Annotated in this window: 24 protein-coding genes and 2 pseudogenes; 16 read left to right on the top strand and 10 right to left on the bottom strand. The window is 69.7% G+C overall.

Annotation, left to right across the window (positions count from 1 at the left end; all coding sequences use genetic code 11):
* Positions 1-80: 80 nt before the first annotated feature.
* On the bottom strand, positions 81-2,435 hold the full coding sequence (locus ACWPXE_RS22895; protein ID WP_454019646.1) for a hypothetical protein: 2,355 nt from the start codon (positions 2,433-2,435) through the stop codon (positions 81-83).
* 196 nt (positions 2,436-2,631) lie between these two features.
* Between ACWPXE_RS22895 and ACWPXE_RS22890 the strand changes: the two genes are divergently transcribed.
* The 10 genes and pseudogenes from ACWPXE_RS22890 to ACWPXE_RS22845 form a co-directional block, all read left to right on the top strand.
* Positions 2,632-3,366 (top strand): GntR family transcriptional regulator, encoded by a 735-nt coding sequence (locus ACWPXE_RS22890; RefSeq protein ID WP_454019645.1) that lies wholly within the window; start codon positions 2,632-2,634, stop codon positions 3,364-3,366.
* Positions 3,367-3,487: 121 nt separating this feature from the next.
* Positions 3,488-4,636, top strand: a complete 1,149-nt coding sequence (locus ACWPXE_RS22885; protein WP_454019644.1) for a PepSY-associated TM helix domain-containing protein — start codon at positions 3,488-3,490, stop codon at positions 4,634-4,636.
* A complete protein-coding gene (locus ACWPXE_RS22880) occupies positions 4,629-5,102 on the top strand; it encodes a hypothetical protein (protein ID WP_454019643.1) in 474 nt (157 codons plus the stop codon). The genes ACWPXE_RS22885 and ACWPXE_RS22880 overlap by 8 nt, the downstream gene beginning before the upstream one ends.
* On the top strand, positions 5,099-5,416 hold the full coding sequence (locus ACWPXE_RS22875; RefSeq protein WP_200486290.1) for a hypothetical protein: 318 nt from the start codon (positions 5,099-5,101) through the stop codon (positions 5,414-5,416). The genes ACWPXE_RS22880 and ACWPXE_RS22875 overlap by 4 nt, the downstream gene beginning before the upstream one ends.
* A gap of 22 nt (positions 5,417-5,438) precedes the next feature.
* A complete protein-coding gene (locus ACWPXE_RS22870) occupies positions 5,439-5,990 on the top strand; it encodes a DUF6162 family protein (RefSeq protein ID WP_454019642.1) in 552 nt (183 codons plus the stop codon).
* A complete protein-coding gene (locus ACWPXE_RS22865) occupies positions 5,987-6,928 on the top strand; it encodes a metal ABC transporter solute-binding protein, Zn/Mn family (RefSeq protein WP_454019641.1) in 942 nt (313 codons plus the stop codon). Before ACWPXE_RS22870 ends, ACWPXE_RS22865 begins: the two co-directional genes overlap by 4 nt.
* Positions 6,925-7,653: a metal ABC transporter ATP-binding protein gene (locus ACWPXE_RS22860; RefSeq protein ID WP_454019640.1), complete on the top strand. Its 729-nt coding sequence runs from the start codon at positions 6,925-6,927 to the stop codon at positions 7,651-7,653. Before ACWPXE_RS22865 ends, ACWPXE_RS22860 begins: the two co-directional genes overlap by 4 nt.
* The gene (locus ACWPXE_RS22855; protein ID WP_454019639.1) at positions 7,650-8,540 is read left to right on the top strand and encodes a metal ABC transporter permease; all 891 of its coding nucleotides are present in this window, start codon (positions 7,650-7,652) and stop codon (positions 8,538-8,540) included. The genes ACWPXE_RS22860 and ACWPXE_RS22855 overlap by 4 nt, the downstream gene beginning before the upstream one ends.
* Positions 8,537-9,400: a metal ABC transporter solute-binding protein, Zn/Mn family gene (locus tag ACWPXE_RS22850; protein ID WP_454019638.1), complete on the top strand. Its 864-nt coding sequence runs from the start codon at positions 8,537-8,539 to the stop codon at positions 9,398-9,400. Before ACWPXE_RS22855 ends, ACWPXE_RS22850 begins: the two co-directional genes overlap by 4 nt.
* A gap of 126 nt (positions 9,401-9,526) precedes the next feature.
* Positions 9,527-9,610: pseudogene (locus tag ACWPXE_RS22845) on the top strand (IS6 family transposase); the annotation flags it as partial.
* A 63-nt stretch (positions 9,611-9,673) separates the two neighbouring features.
* On the opposite strand, the gene ACWPXE_RS22840 reads toward ACWPXE_RS22845, so the two are convergent.
* On the bottom strand, positions 9,674-10,180 hold the full coding sequence (locus tag ACWPXE_RS22840) for an IS630 family transposase (RefSeq protein ID WP_454019637.1): 507 nt from the start codon (positions 10,178-10,180) through the stop codon (positions 9,674-9,676).
* 16 nt (positions 10,181-10,196) lie between these two features.
* On the opposite strand from ACWPXE_RS22840, the pseudogene ACWPXE_RS22835 reads away from it, so the two are divergent.
* The 4 genes and pseudogenes from ACWPXE_RS22835 to ACWPXE_RS22820 all read left to right on the top strand — a co-directional run.
* A pseudogene (locus ACWPXE_RS22835) lies at positions 10,197-10,754 on the top strand (transposase); the annotation flags it as partial.
* A gap of 97 nt (positions 10,755-10,851) precedes the next feature.
* On the top strand, positions 10,852-11,910 hold the full coding sequence (locus ACWPXE_RS22830) for an IS630 family transposase (protein WP_454018128.1): 1,059 nt from the start codon (positions 10,852-10,854) through the stop codon (positions 11,908-11,910).
* 256 nt (positions 11,911-12,166) lie between these two features.
* On the top strand, positions 12,167-12,340 hold the full coding sequence (locus ACWPXE_RS22825) for a hypothetical protein (protein ID WP_454019636.1): 174 nt from the start codon (positions 12,167-12,169) through the stop codon (positions 12,338-12,340).
* Positions 12,341-12,488: 148 nt separating this feature from the next.
* Positions 12,489-12,674, top strand: a complete 186-nt coding sequence (locus ACWPXE_RS22820) for a hypothetical protein (RefSeq protein WP_454019635.1) — start codon at positions 12,489-12,491, stop codon at positions 12,672-12,674.
* Positions 12,675-12,794: 120 nt separating this feature from the next.
* On the opposite strand, the gene ACWPXE_RS22815 is transcribed toward ACWPXE_RS22820, so the two are convergent.
* Complete coding sequence (locus tag ACWPXE_RS22815) at positions 12,795-13,856, bottom strand: Cj0069 family protein (RefSeq protein WP_454019634.1); 1,062 nt, start codon at positions 13,854-13,856, stop codon at positions 12,795-12,797.
* A 103-nt stretch (positions 13,857-13,959) separates the two neighbouring features.
* Positions 13,960-14,901 carry a Fe-Mn family superoxide dismutase gene (locus ACWPXE_RS22810; RefSeq protein WP_454019633.1) on the bottom strand — a complete coding sequence of 314 codons (942 nt, stop codon included), beginning with the start codon at positions 14,899-14,901 and terminating at the stop codon, positions 13,960-13,962.
* 112 nt (positions 14,902-15,013) lie between these two features.
* Between ACWPXE_RS22810 and ACWPXE_RS22805 the strand changes: the two genes are divergently transcribed.
* Positions 15,014-16,030: a chromate resistance protein ChrB domain-containing protein gene (locus ACWPXE_RS22805; RefSeq protein ID WP_454019632.1), complete on the top strand. Its 1,017-nt coding sequence runs from the start codon at positions 15,014-15,016 to the stop codon at positions 16,028-16,030.
* Complete coding sequence (locus tag ACWPXE_RS22800) at positions 16,027-16,251, top strand: chromate transporter (protein ID WP_454019631.1); 225 nt, start codon at positions 16,027-16,029, stop codon at positions 16,249-16,251. Before ACWPXE_RS22805 ends, ACWPXE_RS22800 begins: the two co-directional genes overlap by 4 nt.
* On the opposite strand, the gene ACWPXE_RS22795 is transcribed toward ACWPXE_RS22800, so the two are convergent.
* From ACWPXE_RS22795 to ACWPXE_RS22770, 6 genes are all read right to left on the bottom strand, one after another.
* On the bottom strand, positions 16,233-16,727 hold the full coding sequence (locus tag ACWPXE_RS22795; RefSeq protein ID WP_454019630.1) for a transposase: 495 nt from the start codon (positions 16,725-16,727) through the stop codon (positions 16,233-16,235). The genes ACWPXE_RS22800 and ACWPXE_RS22795 overlap by 19 nt on opposite strands.
* Before the next feature lie 78 nt (positions 16,728-16,805).
* Entirely contained in the window at positions 16,806-17,765 is a 960-nt protein-coding gene (locus ACWPXE_RS22790) for a ribokinase (protein ID WP_454019629.1), read from the bottom strand.
* A 32-nt stretch (positions 17,766-17,797) separates the two neighbouring features.
* Positions 17,798-18,274 carry a ribose 5-phosphate isomerase B gene (rpiB, locus tag ACWPXE_RS22785; protein ID WP_454019628.1) on the bottom strand — a complete coding sequence of 159 codons (477 nt, stop codon included), beginning with the start codon at positions 18,272-18,274 and terminating at the stop codon, positions 17,798-17,800.
* Positions 18,275-18,301: 27 nt separating this feature from the next.
* Positions 18,302-19,096, bottom strand: a complete 795-nt coding sequence (locus ACWPXE_RS22780; protein ID WP_454019627.1) for a FadR/GntR family transcriptional regulator — start codon at positions 19,094-19,096, stop codon at positions 18,302-18,304.
* 20 nt (positions 19,097-19,116) lie between these two features.
* The gene (locus ACWPXE_RS22775; RefSeq protein ID WP_454019626.1) at positions 19,117-20,400 is read right to left on the bottom strand and encodes a TRAP transporter large permease; all 1,284 of its coding nucleotides are present in this window, start codon (positions 20,398-20,400) and stop codon (positions 19,117-19,119) included.
* A gap of 4 nt (positions 20,401-20,404) precedes the next feature.
* Entirely contained in the window at positions 20,405-20,941 is a 537-nt protein-coding gene (locus ACWPXE_RS22770; protein WP_454019625.1) for a TRAP transporter small permease, read from the bottom strand.
* Positions 20,942-20,946 lie beyond the last annotated feature (5 nt).

Below are 20,946 nucleotides of genomic sequence, written 5' to 3'. Positions count from 1 at the left end.
GCGACCCTATACCCGGACGTCCTCCGTCCCGCCACTGCGGACTTGGCGGAGGGCTCGATGAATGGGGCGGCGGCCTGCGCTCACGGCGTCAGGAACAGGGCCGAGGTCCAGATCCGCGACTGGTCGCGCTGGCGCGCGGTCAGGAACAGCGGGTGCTCGCGGCCCGGGGCGAGGGCGAGGTCGGCGAGCGGGATGCGCCCGGCGAGGTCGCGGGGCAAGGGCGCCTCGGTGACCCGTTCCACCGTCACCTCCAACTCGGTGCCGGGCAGCACGCGGGTGACCCGTCCGGCGTCCGCGCCGGCCAGCAGCGCGTCGCCGTCGATGTCCAGCACCGCTTCCGGGGCGTGCGGGTTGGGCGGCGGAGTCAGCGGGTTGCCGACCTTCACGTAGGTGCCGATGGCGAGCCGCACCTGGATGCGCGCACCGGCAAGCCGCGACAGCGCCAGTTCCACCCCGTCGCTGTCGCCGTGGGTGACGGCGCGGATGGCGACGGTCGTCGCGTCGCGGCGCCAGCAGCCCTGTTCCGGATGGTCGAAGCCGAAGGGCTCGACCCGCTGCACGGCGGCGCCGGTGACGGTGATCCCGCCGTCCCAATAGGCGCCGCGGTAGCGGTCCTTGATGCGGGCGCCGCCCAGCCGCAGGCGGATCTTCGTCTCCGACAGGCCCAGTTCGCGGTGCAGGTCGCGCTCCCAGACCAGCCGGTCGCCGTTGAACAGGCGCAGACTCTCCCACCCCCGGTCGCCGAGCAGGCGGTAGTCCAGCGCGTCCTCCGCGCCGGCCTGCACGACCTCGCCCATCCAGCGGTCGCCCAGACGCAGGCTGGCGAAGCTGCGCTCCCCGGTGGTCGCGAAGGTCCGCCGCGCCCGCAGCGCCCGGCCCACCGACGCGCGGTCCAGCCGGTCGGCGAAGACGCCGGTCAGCCCGCCGCGCGCCCCGAACACCGCGGTCGCCGGCGCCCCGCCGCCGCAGCGCCCCTGATGCTCGTCGCTGCTCGCCGAGGCGCCGAGCCGGTAGCCGCGGGCCAGAGCCTCGGCATAGACCCAGTGGAACTGGCCCCAGGCGGACCCGATCTCGATCAGCCGCTCCAACTCCGGGTGGTGCCAATCGAGGTTGCAGCGCCGACCGCCGACATGGGGGATCAGCAAATGGCCCTCCGGATCGTCCCGGTAGGCGGCGTAGAGGTCGTCGAGCGGCCAAGCGCCGGGGCGCAGCGCGCCGCGGGTCGACTCGTTCCATTCGAAGGAGCGCACCGGCTGGCCCCGCCCGTCCGCCGGGAAGCGCGGCGGACCGTCGCGCAGGAAGATCACGTTGTGGTCGCCGCCCGCCGCGGAGTTGCCGCACCACTCCGTGCCGGGGTAGCAGACGAAGCGGTCCGGCTCGTTGTAGCGGTCGATCAGGCCCACCGCCTCGGTCCAGGCGCGCTCCGTCACGTTGAAGTCGTTGGCGGTGTAGCCCAGCACGTCCAGACCGGCGACGTCGCGCCCGTAGGACAGGTTGTAGGCGGTGTCGTTGGTGCCCACCGTGTCGTTGGAATGGACGTGCAGGTCGGCATAGACGGCGCGCGGTGCCCCGACTTCGGCGGTGATAAAGGCTTCGGCGGGGGCGAGGCCCGGTGCCGTCGCGGCGATCCGCCATTCCCCGGCGCCGAGGTCGAGCGCCTCGCGCCGGACCAGCCAGCCGTTCGCCTGGGGATCGGGGGCCAGCGCGACCGTCCGTGCGCTTTCACCCTCCGGCCCGGTAACGGTCAAGGTGGCGTCCAGCGTGGTGTCGAGGCAGCAGTTGCCCCAGGCGTCGTCGGCGCGCAGAAGCAGCGACGCCGGACCGGGGGCGATCAGACGCGGCGCGACCAGCCGCAGGGCGGCGGGAACGCCCGGCACGATGTCGATCACGCAGTCGCCCGGCACCTCCGCGTATTTCTGGCTGCCCAGCGGGTCGATGAAGACGCGGAAGCGGAAACCCTGCTCGACGAAGGTCTGCACCCGCGTGCCCGGCCCGCCCTGGCGCCGGTCGCCCAGCCGGATCACGATGCGGTCGCCGGGGTTCAGGTAGCCGTCGATCACGTCGATGACGATGGCCTTCTGGTAGGGCCGCTCGTGCCCCTTCTGGTCGAAGCGCACCTTCAGCGCCTGCACGGTCGCCGGGCTCTGCCCCGGCACCAGTGGTCCGGCCTCGTACTCGGCGGAGACGAAGTTGGCCGCCGTGGGGTCGCTGGTCTGGAACAGCGCCCAGTCCGAATAGAACTTCATCGCCAGCTTGATCCCCGCCCCGTCGGCGAGACCCGACCCGCCGACCTCGTAAGTCAGCGTCACTTCGGTCCATTCGCCGGCCACCAACGTCCGGTGGGAGCAGGCGGTGGCGCCGAGGAAGGGACGGGCCTTGTTCCGCTCGTAAAGGCCGGCGGGGGCGATGTGGCCGGTGGGGACGGGATCGCTCATGGGACGGGACCTCGGGCAAGGGGGCGGCGCGCCGCAACGGCTAATACATTGCATAACAAGTTTGATGATACAATATAAGACATGTATGGTGCGCCACCGGATGACGGCGTGCTCGGGGAGGATCGGCGCGCTTGAGCCGGCCGGACTCCGGTGGCATCAAGGCGCGGACACGATCACCACGGGCGGGGAGGGGACGGTGGCCCCGAAGCGGGACAGTTTGGTGCGGGAGAACGCGACGGCCCTCTACCGGCAGATCGCCGACCGCCTGCGCGAGGAGATCGCCGCGGGCCGGTTCGAGCCGTCGGGTCGCCTGCCGAGCGAAAGCGAGATCGGCATCCGCTTCGCGGTCAGCCGGGTGACGGTCCGCTTGGCGCTCGACCGGCTGGAGGCGGAAGGGTTGATCGAGCGGCGCAAGGGCAAGGGCACCTTCACGGCGGGCAAGCGCGTCCGTCACCCGCTGGACCGGCTGCGCAGCTTCCACGAATCCCTGCGGCTCCAGGGGCTGAACGCCAGCATGCGCCACCTGTCGGCCGGGATGACCGCCACGCCGCCGGACCTGATGGGCCAGTTCGGCCCCAACTGCCTGGAGGTGCGCCGCCTGCATCTGGTGGACGGGGAGCCGGTGGCGCTGGGGCGCAGCCTGCTGTCGGCGGAACTGGCCGGCGTCGATTGGGCAGCGGCGGGAGAGAAGCCGGTCTACGCCATCCTGAGGGAGGTCACCGGACAGCCGGTGGTCGGCGCCGATGTCGAGGTCAAGGCCGAGGCCGCGGGCGCGGCGGTCGCCGAACCGCTTGGCGGGACGGCGGGGATGCCGGTGCTGGTGATGATCCGGCGATCCTTCTTCGCGGACGGCGCCTGCGCCGACCACGCCGTCTTCCATGTGCGTCCGGAGCGCTACAGCTTCGTGCTGTCCCACCGCTGGGACGGGTGAGGCGGCCGCTGCATCACCGGCCTGAAAACGATAATGAGAATTCTTCGCATTTGGGGGTGAGGCGGGGGGTGTGCCCGTTCGTCTGAGCAGAAGGACCGGTGGTTCCTTCGGAGAGGACGAGATGAGCGTTGGCAAGTCGCGCACGCGGCTGTGGTTCCTGTGGCACTCCTGGTTGGCGATGCCCCTCTGGGCATTCCTGTTCTTTGTCAGCCTGACCGGGACCATCGCCGTGGTCAGCACCGAGATCATGTGGCTGGTCAACCCGGCCATGCGGGCGTCGGGTGCCGGGGAGCCGCTGCCGGCCAGCGCGCTGATCGCCGCCGCCGAGGCCGCGGCGCCGGGCGGACGGGTGAGTTCGCTGAGTTGGGGCGGCTCGCACATGGCGATCGGCGCCCGCATGGCGATGCCCGACGGAACCTCCACGACCGCCTGGGTGAATCCGGTCAGCGGGGCGGTGCAGGGGGTGTCCACCGGCAACTCGTTCCAGAGCTTCTTCCGTGCGCTGCACGGCTGGCTCATGACCTTCCCGGTGGGCTGGTACCTCGTGACCTTGCTGGCCATTCCGCTCGTCGGGTCGCTGGTCACCGGGCTGGTGGTCTACAAGCGGTTCTGGAAATCCTTCTACCAGCCGCGCATCCGCTGGCGGCAGGCGCCGCGCGTGATGTGGGGCGACCTGCACCGCGTCGCCGGCACATGGTCGATCTGGTTCATTGCGGTCATCGCGGTCACCAGCCTGTGGTTCCTGATCTACATGATGCTGTTCCATCTCGGGATGGGGCTGGGCGGCGGGAAGGCGCCGGTGCTGCTGGCCCGCGACCAGATCCCGGTGAGCGCAACCGCGCCGAGGCCGGACGTCGACGCCATCATGGCCAGCGCCAAGGCGGCCCTGCCGGACATGCGGCTGCGCTACCTGTGGCTGCCCGGCACCGCCTACGACCCGGCGACGGTGGCGGGGTCCAGCGGGCAGGTGCCGCTGCTGCCCGACTATGTCCGGGTGAATCCCTTCACCGCCGAGGTGATCCTCATCGAAGGCGGGATGGAAGCGGCGTCCGGCATCGAACTGACCCGCACCATCATGCGCGCCCTGCATACCGGCGATTTCGGCGGCCTGCCGGTCAAGCTGGTGTGGTTCGCCTTCGGCCTGCTGATGACCACGCTGGTCTTCAGCGGCATGCTGATCTGGATGAAGCGGACCGCCCGCGCCACGGTCGAGGCGGTGCGCGACGTCCGGCGCGGGTCCCGGTTGGCGGAGGGCTCGTCCAATGCGTAATGACTCAATGCGCGGTTATTGGCGGCGCGGCAAGTTCCATCTCAGCGCGCTGATGATGCTGGTGCCGCTGCCCTTCCTCCCCGACTATTTCAGCCCGAAACCGATCTTCGTGCCGCCCGAGATCCGCCGGGACATCGCCGTCGGGCCCTTTCCGGTCACGCTGGCGACCTACGACGAGGCGCCCGCCCGCATGCCGACGGGCGAGCGGATGAAGGAGTACCGCATCCACATCCGTCCCGCCGACATCGACCATGTGCGCGGCGTCTTCCTGCGCGTCGGCAAGCCGCGCAGCCTGCGCACCGCGGGCGCGCTTGCCTTCGGCAACCCCTATGAGCGGGAGGCCGACGTGACCGTTCCGGACGAACCGGCCGGCACGGAGGAGCTGTGGGTGACCATGGAGGATTGGAGCGGCGGGGTGCATCAGGCATCCCTGCCGCTGGGCGAGATTTTCGGAGGAAAGCGATGAAGACCCACCGCCTGTTCGCCCTGGCGGGGCTGTTCGCCCTGTGCGCCGCCGGTGCGGCGGAGGCCCATTACCCCATCTGCGAATGCCGGATGGCGGAGGGCGACACGGTGCAGTGCACTGGCGGCTTCTCCGATGGCTCGAAGGCGCCCGGCGTGGTGCTGGACGTCATCGCCTACGACGAGCAGGTGCTGGTCAAGGGCAAGCTGGGGCCGGATTCCACGCTCTCCTTCCAGCGCCCCGCGCAGGACTTCTACGTCCTGTTCGACGCCGGGCCCGGCCACACGGTCGAGATCGAGCACACGGCGATCAAGTAGCGCTCTCAGCGAAGCCGGAACCATGCATCATCAGATCGTCCGCCGCGCCGGGGCCGAGCGCGAGACCCTGTGGGTCCTGCTGGCCGCCGGCGCCATTCTCGCGTCCGCCACCCTGGCGGTCGGGCTGCGCGCCGCTCCGGACGCGGAAGCCCCGCTGGCCGCCCACCTCATCGATTCCCGCACCGGCCTGACCGCCGCCGAGCAGGGCCTCTACGCCGACCTGAAGGCGGCGGGCGAGGAGATTGCCGCCTTGCGCGAGGCGGAGGGCCGGGCACCGACGCCGGAGGAACTGGCTGCCGAGGCCCTGCCGCCCTTCGCCGCCGACCCCAGCGCCGTGGCGCGCGGCGGGCACGCCTGGATGCTCGCCGGGACCAGCAATGGCATCGCCTATGCCGGCGTCTCCGCCGCGCCGGAACTGGCCGGGTCCCTGGTCCTGCGGCTGGACGGCCATGGCGCCGAGATCTGGCTGAAGCGCGCCGCCGAAGCCCCGCCCGCTCCGCCGGAGGACGCGGCCCTGACCGCCGCCGGCTGGAAGCGGATCGTCTCCACCTTCACCGCCGGGGTGACCCGATGAGCCTCTTTTCCGACCGCCGCCCCGACCGCCGCCTGATCCTGGCCGGCGCCCTGGGCGCCGCGACCGCCGCGGCCATGCCTGCACGCGTCTTCGCGGCTCCCGCCGGGAGGCGCCGCTTCGGCGTCACGCTGCACCCCTACTATTCCTACGTCGCCAACATCGTCGGCGACGCGGCCGAGGTGGTGCCGATCATCCCCGCCGGCTTCAACCCGCACGCCTACGAGCCGCGCCCGGAGGACATCCAGCGCATCGGCGGGCTGGACGCCATCGTGCTGAACGGCATCGGGCACGACGATTTCGCCGGGCGGATGATCGCCGCTTCGGCGAAGCCGTCGCTGCCGGTGGTGGAATCCAACGCCGACGTGCCGCTGCTGCCCGCGGCGGGAATGGCGGCGCGGGCGGCCGGGAAGGTGGTCAACCCGCACAGCTTCCTGTCGATCACCAACTCGGTCCTCCAGGTCTCGACCATCGCGCGCGCGCTGGGGCGGCTCGACCCGGACCACGCGGCCGCCTACGCCGCCAACGCCCGCGCCTATTCCCGCCGCCTGCGCCAGCTGCGGGCCGACGCGCTGGCGAAGCTGGCGACGGCCGGCACCGCCAGCCTGCGCGTCGCCACCATCCACGGCGCCTACGATTACCTGCTGCGGGAGTTCGGGCTGGAGGTCTCCGCCGTCGTCGAGCCCGCCCACGGCATCGAGCCGAGCCCGGCCCAGCTCGCCGAGACCATCGCGACGATGCGCAAGCTCGACGTGCAGGTGATCTTCTCGGAGCTGAACTTCCCCAGCGCCTATGTCGAGACGATCCGGCGCGAGACCGGCATCCGGCTCTACGCCTTCTCCCACATCTCGCACGGCGACTACGCGCCGGACCTGTTCGAGCGGGAGATGGCCCGGAACCTCGACACGCTGGTGCTGGCGATGGCCGAGGCGGCGCCGTGACGGGTCCCGCCATCCTGTTCGACGCGGTGGGCCTGACGCTGGGGCGCACGGAGATCCTCGACAACGTGTCCCTGCGTGTCGCGGCGGGCACCGTCCACGCGCTGGTCGGCCCCAACGGCGGCGGCAAGTCGTCGCTGATCCGCGCCCTGCTCGGTCAGGCGCCGCACCGCGGGACGATCCGGCTCGACTGGCCGGGCGACGGGCCGGGCACGGTCGCCTACGTGCCGCAATCGGTCGAATTCGACCGCGGCCTGCCGCTGACGGTGGAGGATTTCCTGGCCGTGCTGTGCCAGCGCCGCCCCGCCTTCCTCGGGCCGGACCGCCGTATCAATTACGGTGCGGCGCTGGACCGCGTCGGCATGGCCGGCAAGGCCCGCCGCCGCTTCGGCGCGCTGTCGGGGGGCGAGCGGCAGCGCGTCCTGCTCGCCCAGGCGCTGATCCCGGCGCCGGACCTGATCGTCCTGGACGAGCCGATGACCGCGCTCGATGAGGCGGGGATCGCCATTTTCGAAACGCTGCTGGCCGAGCTTTCCGCCGCCGGGACCACCGTCCTGTGGGTCGAGCACGATCTGGCCCAGGTGCGCCGGCTGGCGACGCGGGTGACCGGCCTGAACCGGCGCGTGCTGTTCGACGGCGCCCCGCTGGAGATGCTGTCGCCGGAGCGGGTGTTCGACCTGTTCTCCGCCGTTCCGCGCCGCACCGGAGCCGAGAGGATCGCGTCATGAGCTTCGAGGCGTTGCGCGCCCTGGTCCAGGGCTGGGCCGGGGCCGGGCTGCTGCCCGCCGGACTGACCCACGGCTTTCTCGTCAACGCGCTGCTGTCCGGGCTGGTCATCGGGCCGGTGCTCGGCGGGCTCGGCACGCTGGTGGTGACCAAGCGGCTGGCCTTCTTCTCCGAGGCGGTCGGCCACGCCGCGCTGACCGGCGTCGCCATCGGCATCCTGGCGGGGGAGCCCTACACCGGCCCCTACGCCAGCCTATTCGGCTACTGCCTGCTGTTCGCTCTGCTGGTCAACTACACGCGCAACCGCAGCAACCTGACCTCCGACACGCTGATCGGCGTCTTCCTGTCGGTGTCGCTGGCGCTGGGCGCCAGCCTGCTGCTGATCCTGGCGAGCCGGGTCAACATCCATATCCTTGAGAACGTGCTGTTCGGCTCAGTCCTGACGGTGGACGACCGTGACCTGACCGTGCTGCTGGCGGTGGCCGCCGGGGTCACGGCGCTGATGCTGCCGCTGTTCAACCGGCTGCTGCTGGCGAGCTTCAACCCGGCGCTGGCGCGGGTGCGCGGCGTGCCGGTGAAGGGGCTGGACTATCTGTTCATCGTGCTGGTGACCGTGGTCACCGTCGCGTCGGTGAAGATCATCGGGGCCATCCTGGTGGGGGCGCTGCTGGTCATTCCGGCCGCCGCGGCGCGGGTCGTCGCCTCGTCGCTGCGCGGCTTCTTCCTGCTGTCGGTTGCCTTCGCCAGCGTGGCGGCGGTGGCCGGAATCCTGCTGCCCGTGCAACTGGCCCTGCCGGTGCCGTCGGGCGGTGCCATCATCCTGGCGGCGGGGCTGCTGTTTCTGGGGGCGCTGCTGGCGCGCTTGTTCATGAAAGGGGAAGAGGGATGAAGCGCGTCACGCTTGCGGCGCTCCTGCTGCTGTCCACGGTGGCGGGCGCGTCCGCCGAGACGGTGCTGGCCGGTCACCCGATCACCGCCGGGCTGGCCCAGGCTCTGACGAAAGGCACGCCGGTGGCGGTGGAGGCGGTGGTTCCGCCGGCCATCCCCATGGGGCGCCAGCACGCCTTCCTGAGCGGACGCGGCGAGGCCAAGCTGGCGGAGGCCGCCCGCAAGGCCGACGCGGTGCTGACCCTGCGCTCCGCCTGGGGCGAGGATCCGCTCTACCCGCTGGCGCGGCGCGCCAACATCCGCCTCGTCGAGATCGACGCCGCCCGGCCGGTGGACGGCTCCTTGCCGGGGATCGCGGTCAGCGGCGGTGTGGCCTTCCCCTGGCTGGGCATCGCCAACGCCGGACGGATGGCCGACATCCTGGCCGCCGACCTGCGGCGCCTCTATCCCGGTTCCGCCGCCGCCATCGACGCGAATCTCGCCGCCCTGAAGCGCGGGCTGCTGATGGTGTCGTCCCGGTCGGCGCAGGTGTTCGCCGCGCTGCCGGAGCCGTCGGCGGCAGCCCTGTCCGACCGCTTCGCCACCCTGGCCGCCGATCTCGGGCTGGATCTGCGCCAGGTCTGGACCCGCGACGACCGCGACTGGACGCCGGAACGTCTGGTCGAACTGACCGCCACCCTGAAGGCCGAGGCGATTCCCGTGGTGCTGCACCACCGCCAGCCGGCCCCGGAGATCGCCCAGGCTGTGGCGGACGGCGGCGCCCGACTGATCGTTCTGGACAGTCTGGAGAGCGGTCCGCCGGCGGCGATGGACACGGCGCTGGCGCGGATCGCGGAACAGCTGGAGGCGGGATTGCGCTGAGGGTTTCTATGCCCCTCCCCAAAGCGGATTGCATTCCGCTTTGGTCCGCGACGGCGGTCCCGGCGACTCTGTTGCAAAGTTGGCCGGCAGGCGGCGGAATGGCTGGACGTTGGAGGGAGCCAAGCCGTGTCGGACTTCAAGGGACGCCACTTTGAGGGTGAGATTGTGCTCTGGGCGGTACGCTGGTACTGCCGGTACGGCATCAGCTACGATCGTGTCCCGCCGAGTGGTGTCTGATACCGATGGCGCATGAAGGCTTCCATTGCTTGGAATTCATGCGAATTGCGGCCACCAGTGGAACCATGTGGCGGCGCGGATACGGTCGGGATCATCGGCGAGACCGCAGCAGCGATCGGCGAGTGCTTGATCGAGGGCATCGAGATCCTCGAAGTAGGTGTTGGCGATCGTCTCGTTGGTCAGTGGCCAGAGATGCTCGGCGGGCTGCAATTCGGGGGAATACGGGGGTAAGAACTCCAGCGTGATGCCCTCCGGGATGTCCAGCGAGCCGGCGACATGCCAGCCCGCGCCATCGAGGACGATGAGCACCTGCTTGGTGGGCCCGGCCCCGACCTCGCGGGCAAAGGCGTCCAGGATAGCACCGAACATGGGCGCATCGAGGCCATCGACGAGAAACCAGATCACCTGTCCGGTGCTCGGCCGTACGAAGCCCGCGAGATACATCCACTCGAAGCGCTGGTGGCCGCGCGCCACCGGCCGGCGGCCGCGCGGCGCCCACACTCGGCGGAGCACCGGCTTCAGCCCGACGCGATGCTCATCCATCGCCCACACCTCCACCCGCCGGGGGCTGCGGGGTGTGAAGCTGATGATCGCCGACGCGCATCTCGGGCTGAAGGCCGCCGCCTCCAAGGTGCTGGGCGCGACCCTCCAGCGCTGTCGAGTTCATTGCATGCGGAATCTCTTGGCCTGCGTCGGCAAGGCACACCAGACGATGGTCGCCGCCACCATCCGCACCGCCTTTGCCCAGGAGACCGCCGAGGCGGCGCACGAGCAGTGGCGCCGGGTCGCCGACAGCCTGCGGCCGCGCTTTTCCAAGCTGGCGGCGCTGATGGACGAGGCGGAGTTCGACGTGCTGGCCTACATGGCCTACCCGAAGGATCTGCGCACCAAGCTGCACAGCACGAACCCTCTGGAACGCCTGAATGGCGAGATCAAGCGGCGCACCAACGTCGTTGGTATCTTCCCTGGCGAGGGGGCGGTTCGCAGGCTGGTTGGCGCCTTGCTGCTGGAGCAACACGACGAGTGGGCGGTGTGCCGGCGCTACATGACCATGGAAAGCCTGACCGAGCTGTGCCACCCTCACACCGCTGACCCGCTGCCGATTGCAGTGGAGTAGACCGGCGGCTTCAACTCGCCGAACAGCACCTACGCCCCCTCATACCGACGGCGTGTGAAGGCTTCCTTTGAGGCGAGCCCGATCCACCTGATTTGGCATGGGCAGCAAGGTTCACCTGGTTCATCACCTTGACGCCGATGAGCTGCATCGGCTGTACAAGGCCGCGACGGATGCGACGGAGCGGACGCATCTGCAAATCATCTGGCTGCTGACCAGTGGGCGCTCGGCCCAGTTCGTGGCCGAGGTGACGGGGTACACGCCGCGCTGGGTCAGCGTCATCGTGGGACGCTATAACGAGGCCGGGGTTGCGGGGCTGGGTGACCAGCGCCAGTTCAACCCCGGCGCCAGACCGCTGCTCGACGAAAACCAGCGACAAAGCCTGAGGACTAGCCTGGCCGATCCGCCGCCCGGCCGCGGTTTGTGGACGGGCCACTCGGTCGCCCAGTGGATCGCCGGCATGCTTGGCCGGCTCGTCTCACCCCGGCGCGGCACCGATTATCTGGGCCGGCTCGGCTTCACCCGCCAAATACCGCGCCCCCGCCATGCCGAAGCCGATCCCTTGGCCCAGGAGGTCTTCAAGGCCCGGTTCCGCCGCCGTGTGCAGGCCCTCCAGCAGGAAGACCCGGACACACCCTTGGAGGTGTGGGCGATGGATGAGCATCGCGTCGGGCTGAAGCCGGTGCTCCGCCGAGTGTGGGCGCCGCGCGGCCGCCGGCCGGTGGCGCGCGGCCACCAGCGCTTCGAGTGGATGTATCTCGCGGGCTTCGTACGGCCGAGCACCGGACAGGTGATCTGGTTTCTCGTCGATGGCCTCGATGCGCCCATGTTCGGTGCTATCCTGGACGCCTTTGCCCGCGAGGTCGGGGCCGGGCCCACCAAGCAGGTGCTCATCGTCCTCGATGGCGCGGGCTGGCATGTCGCCGGCTCGCTGGACATCCCGGAGGGCATCACGCTGGAGTTCTTACCCCCGTATTCCCCCGAATTGCAGCCCGCCGAGCATCTCTGGCCACTGACCAACGAGACGATCGCCAACACCTACTTCGAGGATCTCGATGCCCTCGATCAAGCACTCGCCGATCGCTGCTGCGGTCTCGCCGATGATCCCGACCGTATCCGCGCCGCCACATGGTTCCACTGGTGGCCGCAATTCGCATGAATTCCAAGCAATGGAAGCCTTCATGCGCCATCGGTATCAGACACCACTCGGCGGGACACGGCCATCCTTTCCTTGTGATGCGAACTCGTGCTCAAGCAACCGTTCGGACTTGCAAAGATGGTTGGCCGCCTTCAAGCTTTCACTCGGCTTCGGAGCCTCGGGCGCGACGGGGTCGGTCAACCCGGACGACAGGTTGTCACCAGCCGTCCAGGGTTAAATATGGACTGGGCCTGTCATACAAGGGCGCACACGGTCGATGCGCGGCTTCCAGCAGCCGAACAGCGCCCACCGCTTCTGCCGCGCTCATGATGAAGTGCGCAACTTCCTGCGGCCGGCGACCAAGCGCAAGCAGCACGTCCCGGTGGCGCACCGACGGGCGATCCATGTCCAGAGGGTCGCCGCGCTGCGCGATATGCTCGCCGTCGCCTAACAAAAGCCGTGCTGGTGGACGGCTCCGCTGCGCCTACTCGCTGGCTTGGCGCGAGACCTGACGGAACCCTCCGCCGCGCCTTTGCCGAGGCCGGGGTGGATGCGGAAGCCATCCCGACCGACGCCGGCGATGAAGCGGAGGATGCGGCATGTTCACGGTGAGCGAGGACGAGCGCGCGGCAATCTGCCGGGCCTATGAGGAAGGCGGCGAATGGGTGGCCGTTTCGGAACTGCGCCGCTACTTTTCCATCGAGGACAATCAGAGTGCTCTGTACGCCGTGCGCAGCATCGTCCGTTGGCGGCCCGCCTCCCTGTCACTGCCACGTCAGCTGTAGGAGGTTCTGGTCGGTAAGCTCTGCCTCATAAACCCGCCTTGCCCTACGCACCATCCGGGAGCAGGGCAAGGCCGGCTGGACGAAGCGCGAGCACAGGCTGATCGTCGCCGCCGGAAACTGTCAGACCCTCTGGACGCGCCGTTGCGTTCGAAATAGGGCGATACTCTCGTCGACGACCTTGGCGATCACCGGGACCGCGGTCAGGGGGAATGGGACGACGCAGCTGACGTTGATCTCGCACAGCACATAGCTGTCCTCTCCGTCCGGCGTTTTCGGGCCATAGAGGAAATCGGCGTCCCACAGGACCGGCAGGTCCTCCGTGACGATGCCGAGCAGCCCTTGCAGGCCCGGCGTCCAGTCCTCTTCCATGCGCCGCCGCAACGCCCGGAACTGCGGCGCCGTCTCCCGGTGCATGGTCTTCTCACGCGCCATGCCGAAGGTCGGCGCCATGGCCGGCTCGACGGATCGGCTCCTGGGAAACTGTTCCGAGAAGCCGACCACCCTGTCCCGGCACATGTAGCAGCGCACCAACCCTTCTCCGACCCGGGGCTGGAATGCTTGGTCGATGATGCGCCCGGCTCCGTCGAGATAAGCCTCGCAACGACCCATGAAGTCGCCGAGACGCAGGGCAGTCTCGGGTGTGTCGCTGCGCGCCTCGAGCACGGTCACGAGCGCCCGCGGGCCGATCGCCGCCCGAGGGTCGGACAGCGCGACCTTCCAAACACCCTGGCTGCCGTTGCCGCGGTTCTGCTTCAGCACCCGGACGCCGTCGCCCGCCAGCCGCGCCGGGAACAGGCTCCGGAAAGCCTCGGCGGTCTCGTAGCACTGGGTGTCGGTCCCCCACCCGAGGCTCCGGGTCCGGACCAGGACCTCCTTCACGCCCATCTTCAGGATGACGTCGGGATGGGCGCTTACCCAGACGCCCTGTTCGGAGACCTCCCTCAACACCGAATCCAGCAGCACCCGGTCCTGCCCGTTGGTCAGGGGATCCATCCAGACGAGCACGCCATCACAGCGGAGAAGGCGAGCCCGCGTTTGCTCGACCGCCTCTTCCGACCACGGAACCTCGACGACGGCGATCCCGCGCGCGGCCAGGGCGTCCGAGATCGGTTCAAGGCGCGGGTGGCGGGCTGGTGCTGTGGCGGGATCGCCCCGCCACAGCATGGCGACAGTCGTCGTCATCGGCTCCTCTCCCCAGGCTGGGTCTCCGGGCGGAGCACCAGGATGGCGGCATCCGACCCCAGCCATCCGGCACGGGCCGCCACGAACATCCTTGTGCGACGGGTCAGGATTTGGGCATCGTCGGCGCCCCCATGGCGCGCCAAGCCGCGATGCCCCCGGCGAGGGTGCGGGCAGGCACACCACGGCGCCGAAGGTCGGCGACCGCATCCTGGCTCACCTGGAAGCCGTACACGCAGTAGACCAGCACCTCGCGATCCTTGGGCACCCCATCGGCCCACTCCGCGATGCGGCGGGCGTCGTGATGAACCGCCATCGGGAGCATATCCGGGGAACGCGCCAAGTCCTCGTCCCAGCAGACGTCCAGCACGAGGATTTCACCGCCCTCGATGGCCCGCCGGGCTTCTCCAACGCTCATCGACGGAACCTCGGTGGTGGACGGCAACGCCAGGCGGAGTCCCTCCACGGCGCGGCGGTAGCGTCCCTCGACGCGCTCCCAGGCGATGTTGCTCATGAAGGCGTCGACGTAGGCGGCGACCTTGGCGCCGAAGTCGAGGTGGTAGGCATGCTCGTACAGATCGAGCGCCAGCACCACGCGGCCGTCGGCGAGCGTGTGGGTGTGGTCGGCCGCCCAGATGTTCCGCAGCCGACCGTCCCGCTCCGACAGCGTCAGCAGCACCCGGCCTGACCCGCCGGCGAGCGCCTTGCCCGTTGCGGCGAACTCCCGCCGCCTCCGTTCCACCGACCCAAAGTCCCGCTCAAACGCGGTGGCGAGATCGCTTGTGGCATCGCCGGCCCCACCGAGGCTGTCGAAGTACGCCTCATGCAGGATCATCGAGTTCGCGGCGATCAGTTCCTCGCGTTTCAGACCGTTGATCACAAAGGCCGGCGCCGTGGCCCAGTCGAGCCGGGCGAGGTCGTTCTCGATGGCGTTCAGGCGGCGGACGGCCCCGCCGTAGTTGTTCTCGTAGTGGCTGGCGAGCAGGCGTTCGGACAGGCCGTTCAGCCGCGGTGGCTTGAACGGCAGCGGTGCGGCCTCGTAGGGCATGGCACATCTCCTGTGCATGCGCCGGAGCATCCGGCGCCACGCGAACCGTACTCCGGCGTCAGATTATGATACAAGTGTTGCATAGTTCATATCTCCGAGATACAGGTAGCCGATGAACGATGCGACCACCACCTCGGACGCCCGGTACGCTTGGTTGCTGATGGCCCACCAGCTGCCGCCGAAGCCCGCCTATTTCCGTGTGAAGGTCTGGCGCCGCCTCCAGGGGCTCGGTGCGGTGGCCATCAAGAACTCGCTCTACGCGCTGCCGGCCGGTGAGCAGGCCCGAGAGGACTTCCAGTGGCTGCTGCGCGAGATCACCGAGGGCGGCGGTGAGGCGGCGGTGTTCGAGGCGCGTTTCGTCGATGGCCTTACCGATCCGGAGGTGCGGGCGCTGTTCGACAAGGCCCGCGACGCCGACTACGAGGCGCTCGCCGCCGACGCCCGCGAACTGGCCGAGGGGCTCGCCGCCGACCCGGACTCGTGGAGCGCGCGCAAGGGCGACGTCCGGACTCAAGCGACCCGCCTGCGGCGCCGGCTGGCGGAGATCGTCGCCATCGACTTCTTCGGCGCGGGCGGGCGGGAATCGGCGGAGGGGCTGCTCGCCGGGATCGAGACCCGGCTCGCCGTGGCCGAACGCGACCCGGACCAGGAGGACACGACCATGGCCACCAAGGACGTTGGGAACCTGAAGAGGCGGACCTGGGTGACCCGCTGGGGCGTGCAGGTGGACCGCATCGCCTCGGCGTGGCTGATCCGGCGCTCCATCGACCCGCAAGCCCGCTTCAAGTTCGTGCCGGACAAGGGCTACGCGCCGGAGCTTGGCGAGTTGCGCTTCGACATGTTCGAGGCCGAGTACACGCACGAGGGCGACCAGTGCACCTTCGAGGTGCTGCTGGCGAAGCTCGTGCCGCCGGACCGCGCGCTCCAGGCGATCGCCGAGATCGTCCACGACATCGACCTGAAGGACGGCAAGTTCCAGCGCGAGGAGGCGGCCGGGATTCGGACGCTGCTCTCCGGCATCGCCGCGGCGACCGACGACGACGAACGCCGCCTGGAGCGCGGTGGCGCCCTGTTCGAGGATCTTTACGAACACTTCCGCAAAACGCGCGATCGAGAAGACGCTCGATGAGCGAACAGGCCATCGTGGATACAGCCGTATCCGTGCAGAAGAACGGCGGGCATGGGGTGAGCCTCGGCGAGGCCACGCGGGTGTGGGCGCGGATCGCGGCGCTCAGCTTCGGCGGGCCGGCGGGGCAGATCGCGGTGATGCACCGCATCCTGGTGGACGAGAAACGCTGGATCGGGGAGGAGCGGTTCCTCCACGCGCTGAACTACTGCATGCTGCAGTAGGGGCTTGTGGAGCCATGTTTTTCGACCAGCCACTCGTCGGGTCTGCTGAGCTTGCGACCGCTGCGGTCGACCAGCAGGTGCAGCGGGCCAGCGGTCAGCGGACGTGGCATGATGGCCAGAGTCTGGACCCGGCGGCTCAGGGTTGTGTGATCGGGCACCGGCAGGTCCAACCGCAACAGCTGTATCAGCGAGCCGATCAGCCCTTCGGTCTGGCGGAACGCCAAGTGGAAGAGCGCCCGCAGCGTCAACGCCGTCTCGATCGCCAGGCCCGAGTAGCGCGGCTGTCCGCCGCACGTGGTCCGCGGGGCGGTACGCCATGCCTGAACGGCCTCCTCGCTGAACCTCAGGCTGCCATGCTGGCGCAGACTGGCCTCATAGGCCGCCCATTGGTCGTGCGGTACTTGGCGCGGGGGAACTGGTGGCGGTGGGACGCGTGGTGTTTGAACGGCATCGGTCGACTGTAGGCGCAGGATCAACGGGTTCCGGCTTCTACGCCGATCCGTAAGCCGCCGCCAATTCCCCATCCACGTACCACGCTGGCTTGGCTCACGGCGTCACTTCGCGCCGCCCGGTTCGATCGGCGGTTCCACGACCGGAGGCATGTTCGCCAGCGCCCTCCGGATCAGGTCGGCATGCGGCATGCTGTCCTGGGCGCCGCGGCCGCAGCACGCCAGGGCGGCCGCCGCCGCGGCCCAGCGGAGGGCCTGGGGCAACGGTACGCCCGCATCGAGCGCGGCGGTCAGCGCACCCGCGAAGGTGTCGCCGGCGCCGGTGGTGTCGACCACCATGACCGGCAGTGCGCCAACCGCCCACGTTCGCCCGTTGTCGCACGCCAGCACGCCGCGTCCGCCGAGGGTCAGGATGCAAACGACGTGCAGCGCGCCCGCCAGGCGGCGGCACAGCATGGCAGCGTCCGCCACCGCGCCTCCGTCCACGCTGGACGCGAGGGCCGCCGCCTCCAGCTCGTTGACCACGAGGATGTCGACCGTCTCGCGCACCGCCGCGACCAGTTCGGGCGTCGGCGCCGGAGCAGGGGCCAGGTTGAGCACCGTGCGCATGCCGGCGGCTCGGGCCCGCCGCAGCATCGCCCAGGTCTCCTCGGCCGGCACCTCCATCTGCGTCACCAGCAGGCCGCCCTGCGCGAGTGCGGAGTTGGGCACGTCGGTGGCGCAGACCTCGAGATTGGCGCCGCTGGCGACCGCGATGGCATTCTCTCCCGCCGGGTCGACGGCGATCATGGCGCAGCCGGTCGGTGCCTCGGCATTCCCGACCCCGTCGTCGGGAATGCCATTGGCCGCGAGATTGGCCCGCAGTGCCTGCCCGAAGCTGTCCGCCCCGACGCGTCCGAACAGGCGCACCGTTCCCCCAGCGCGCGCGGCGGCGACGGCCTGGTTGTTGCCCTTGCCGCCCGGCTGCACGAGGTAGGACGGGCACAGCACCGTCTCGCCCGGCCGCGGCAGCGCCGGCACGGTCATGACGAGGTCCATGTTGAGGGACCCGAACACAACGATCACGATGGCCTCCCCGGCAGCGTGTGGCCGCGGCGTCAGACGCCGGCGGCGCGGGCCTTGTCCATGTCGTGCAGCTTGGCGACGCGCCGCACATGGTCGTCCGTGGCGTCGAAGCGCGCGGCGATGAAGGCATTGACCAAGTCCTCTGCCAACCAGGGGCCGACGATCTGGGCGCCGATGCACATGACGTTGACGTCGTCGTGCTCGACGCTCTGGTGGGCCGAGTGCACGTCGTGGCACACCGCCGCGCGGATGCCGGCGACCTTGTTGGCGGCGATGGAGGCGCCGACGCCGGTGCCGCAAACCAGCATGCCGCGGTCGGCGCGCCCGTCCGCCACCTGGCGGCACACCTGCCCGGTGATGTCGGGAAAATCGACCGGCCGCTCGTCGTAGCTGCCGACGTCGGTGACCGTGCAGCCGAGCTTCTCCAGAAGGGCGGTCACGCGGCCCTTGAGCGGGAAGCCCGCGTGGTCGGAGCCGATGACGATGCGCATGGGGGCAGAGGCTGGCATGGTGGTCTCTCTCCGTTTGTGGGTCCGCTATTGGCCGGCGGCCGCGATCGGCGAACCGCCCAGCACCTGCCGGACGGCCTGTTCCTGGGCGAGCAGGAAATGCTCGCGCATTTCCGCCTCGGCGCGATCGGGATCGCGCTGAACTATGGCCTCGACGATCCGCCGGTGTGCCTGGCTCAGCTTGGCGCTGTAGTCTGCCTGCCCGATCACCGCGGCGCGGCGCTCAACGTGGCTGCGGCGCAGCAACGTGCCGATCGCTTCGTGGATAAACACCAGCACCTCGTTGTGGCTGGCGCGCAGGATCGCCTCGTGAAACCTGAAGTCCGCCTCGGCGCCGGTCTCCAGATCGTCCACCGTGTCGAGGACGCGCTGCAGCGCCGCTTGGACGCGCCGCAGATCCTCGGCCTCGGCGCGCAGACAGGCGAGACGGACGGCGTGGCACTCGATGGCGACGCGGGCTTCGAGCACGTGGTCGTAGACCGTCGGCTGCATCGCCAGCACCACCCCAAAGAAATCCTGCAGGATGCGCAAGTCGGGAGAGCGGACGAAGGTGCCCTGGCCCGGCCGGATCTCGATAACCCCCAGCAGCGCCATGGCGCGCATCGCCTCGCGCAGGCTGGCGCGGCTGACGCCCAGGCGCTGCGACAGCTCGCGCTCCGACAGCAGGCGGTCAGACGGCTTCAGCTCCCCATTGGCGAGCTGGCGCTTGAAAAACTGGAAGATTTCCTCGAATACCTGCGCCTCGCTGGGCGCGACGATCGACGCCTGTGTCGTGATGCGTCCCTTGCGCTCCATGATGACTCCCTGCCTTTCCCTTGCCATGGCGCCCGTCCCCCGCGCAGTCAGTAGCCGGCCAGGCGCGGCAGCCAGAGGACCATTTCGGGTAGCAGTGCCAGCAGAAGTGTGCCACCGATCAGAACCGCAAGGAACGGCAGGATGGCACGCGAGGTGTCCTCGACGGTGGTCTTGGCGATGCTGGAGGTGACGAACAGGGCGACGCCGACCGGTGGCGTGCAGACGCCGAGCGTCAGCGTGACGCAGACGATCACTCCGAAGAACAGCGGGTCGATGCCCAGCGCGGCGGCCATGGGCGCCAGCACCGGCGTCAGGATGATCAGCGCCGAGATGGCGTCGACGAAGGTGCCGATGAACAGCAGAAGCAGCACGACACCGACCATCAGCACCCATGGGCTGCTGATTCCGGCCAGCAGGGTCTCGGCGATGGTCGTGGGCACCCGCTCGAAAGCCATGATCCAACTGAAGACCGAGGCGGCGGTCATCACCAGCATGACGACGCCAGTGACCGCAGCCGTGCTCAGCAGGATGTCGGGCAGGTCGCGCAGGCCGATCTCGCGGTAGACGAACTTCGACACCAGCAGTGCGTAGGCGGCGCCGACCGCCCCCGATTCCGTCGGCGTCATGATGCCGCCGAGGATGCCGCCCATGATCAGGATCGGGGTCAGCAGCGCCGGCACGGCGTCCTTGGCCGCTGCCAGGACCTGTGGCAGCGTCGCCCGCGCGTCGAGCGGAAAGCCGCGGCGCCGGGCGATCAGGCTGATCACGACGGCGAGGCCGAGGCCGAGCAGGACACCGGGGACGTAGCCGGCGACGAACAGGCCGCCGACCGACACGCCGGCGATGCTGCCGTAGACAATGAAGGGAATGCTGGGCGGTACAATGGCACCCAGGCTGGACGATGCGGTCTCAACCGCCGCCGCCACTCCCGGCGGATAGCCCGTGCGCTTCATCGCCGGGATGGTGATGGCGCCCGTGCCGACGGCGTTCGCCACCGCCGAACCCGAGAAGCTGGCGAAGATCATGCTGGCGAACAGAGACACGATGCCCATGCCGCCGGCGAAATGGCCGACCAGCGCGCGGGCGAAGCCGACCAGCCGGCGCGAGATGCCGCCGGCGTTCATCAGCTCGCCCACCAGCACGAAGAAGGGGATGGCGGTCAGCGCAAAGGAATCCGCGCCCGCGTACATCTGCTGCGGGATGGCGTCGAGCGGCACCAGCGGCAGGAACAGCAGCAAATAGACCAGCGAGGCAAGGCCGAGCGCGAAGGCGATCTGCACCCGTCCCGCCAGGAACAGCCCGAACGCGGCGAAGAACACGGCCATGGACATCGGACTATTCCCCTTCCGAAACGGGCTTGTGGTGGGGCAGCGGCCCTTGCGCCGCCGCGCCGGTTCTGGCGGAGGCAGCCACCGACGCGATCAACTCGCGGAGCACCTCCAAGGCCATCAGCGCGGCGGCGACGGGCACGGCGAGGTAGCCCCAGGCGGCCGAGATGCCGAGGATCGGCGTGGCCCGCCCGAAGTCGAGCGTCGTCATCACCAAGCGGTAGCCGGCCCAGGCGACCACGCACAGAAAGACGAGGACGCAGAGCTGGCCGAGCAGCACGACCGCGGCCCGGCTCGCCGCCGGCAAGCGCTCGGCGACCACATCGATGGCCATGTGCGCCTTGCGCCGGAGCGCCACCCAGGAACCCAGGAAGACCACCCACACGAACAGCAGCCGGCTCACCTCCTCCGCCCACAGCAGGCCGACCTCCAGCGCATAGCGGGCGAAGACGTTGGCGGTGACGAGCGTTACCAGGACCGCGGTGAGCAGCCATGTGGCGTGTTCGACGCTCCTGGCGACGACGGAGTAGAGCTTGCTGAACATGACTC

The sequence above is a fragment of the Azospirillum sp. Marseille-Q6669 genome, from assembly GCF_965111635.1.
This window is presented reverse-complemented; position numbering and strand designations above follow the sequence as displayed.

Coding starts and splice junctions, on each gene's coding strand:
- ACWPXE_RS22895 (WP_454019646.1), bottom strand. CDS start 2,435: ATGAGCGATCCCGTCCCCACCGGCCACATCGCCCCCGCCGGCCTTTAC.
- ACWPXE_RS22885 (WP_454019644.1), top strand. CDS start 3,488: ATGAGCGTTGGCAAGTCGCGCACGCGGCTGTGGTTCCTGTGGCACTCC.
- ACWPXE_RS22880 (WP_454019643.1), top strand. CDS start 4,629: ATGCGTAATGACTCAATGCGCGGTTATTGGCGGCGCGGCAAGTTCCAT.
- ACWPXE_RS22875 (WP_200486290.1), top strand. CDS start 5,099: ATGAAGACCCACCGCCTGTTCGCCCTGGCGGGGCTGTTCGCCCTGTGC.
- ACWPXE_RS22870 (WP_454019642.1), top strand. CDS start 5,439: ATGCATCATCAGATCGTCCGCCGCGCCGGGGCCGAGCGCGAGACCCTG.
- ACWPXE_RS22865 (WP_454019641.1), top strand. CDS start 5,987: ATGAGCCTCTTTTCCGACCGCCGCCCCGACCGCCGCCTGATCCTGGCC.
- ACWPXE_RS22855 (WP_454019639.1), top strand. CDS start 7,650: ATGAGCTTCGAGGCGTTGCGCGCCCTGGTCCAGGGCTGGGCCGGGGCC.
- ACWPXE_RS22850 (WP_454019638.1), top strand. CDS start 8,537: ATGAAGCGCGTCACGCTTGCGGCGCTCCTGCTGCTGTCCACGGTGGCG.
- ACWPXE_RS22840 (WP_454019637.1), bottom strand. CDS start 10,180: ATGGATGAGCATCGCGTCGGGCTGAAGCCGGTGCTCCGCCGAGTGTGG.
- ACWPXE_RS22830 (WP_454018128.1), top strand. CDS start 10,852: ATGGGCAGCAAGGTTCACCTGGTTCATCACCTTGACGCCGATGAGCTG.
- ACWPXE_RS22825 (WP_454019636.1), top strand. CDS start 12,167: ATGCGCGGCTTCCAGCAGCCGAACAGCGCCCACCGCTTCTGCCGCGCT.
- ACWPXE_RS22820 (WP_454019635.1), top strand. CDS start 12,489: ATGTTCACGGTGAGCGAGGACGAGCGCGCGGCAATCTGCCGGGCCTAT.
- ACWPXE_RS22815 (WP_454019634.1), bottom strand. CDS start 13,856: ATGACGACGACTGTCGCCATGCTGTGGCGGGGCGATCCCGCCACAGCA.
- ACWPXE_RS22810 (WP_454019633.1), bottom strand. CDS start 14,901: ATGCCCTACGAGGCCGCACCGCTGCCGTTCAAGCCACCGCGGCTGAAC.
- ACWPXE_RS22805 (WP_454019632.1), top strand. CDS start 15,014: ATGAACGATGCGACCACCACCTCGGACGCCCGGTACGCTTGGTTGCTG.
- ACWPXE_RS22800 (WP_454019631.1), top strand. CDS start 16,027: ATGAGCGAACAGGCCATCGTGGATACAGCCGTATCCGTGCAGAAGAAC.
- rpiB (WP_454019628.1), bottom strand. CDS start 18,274: ATGCCAGCCTCTGCCCCCATGCGCATCGTCATCGGCTCCGACCACGCG.
- ACWPXE_RS22780 (WP_454019627.1), bottom strand. CDS start 19,096: ATGGCAAGGGAAAGGCAGGGAGTCATCATGGAGCGCAAGGGACGCATC.
- ACWPXE_RS22775 (WP_454019626.1), bottom strand. CDS start 20,400: ATGTCCATGGCCGTGTTCTTCGCCGCGTTCGGGCTGTTCCTGGCGGGA.
- ACWPXE_RS22770 (WP_454019625.1), bottom strand. CDS start 20,941: ATGTTCAGCAAGCTCTACTCCGTCGTCGCCAGGAGCGTCGAACACGCC.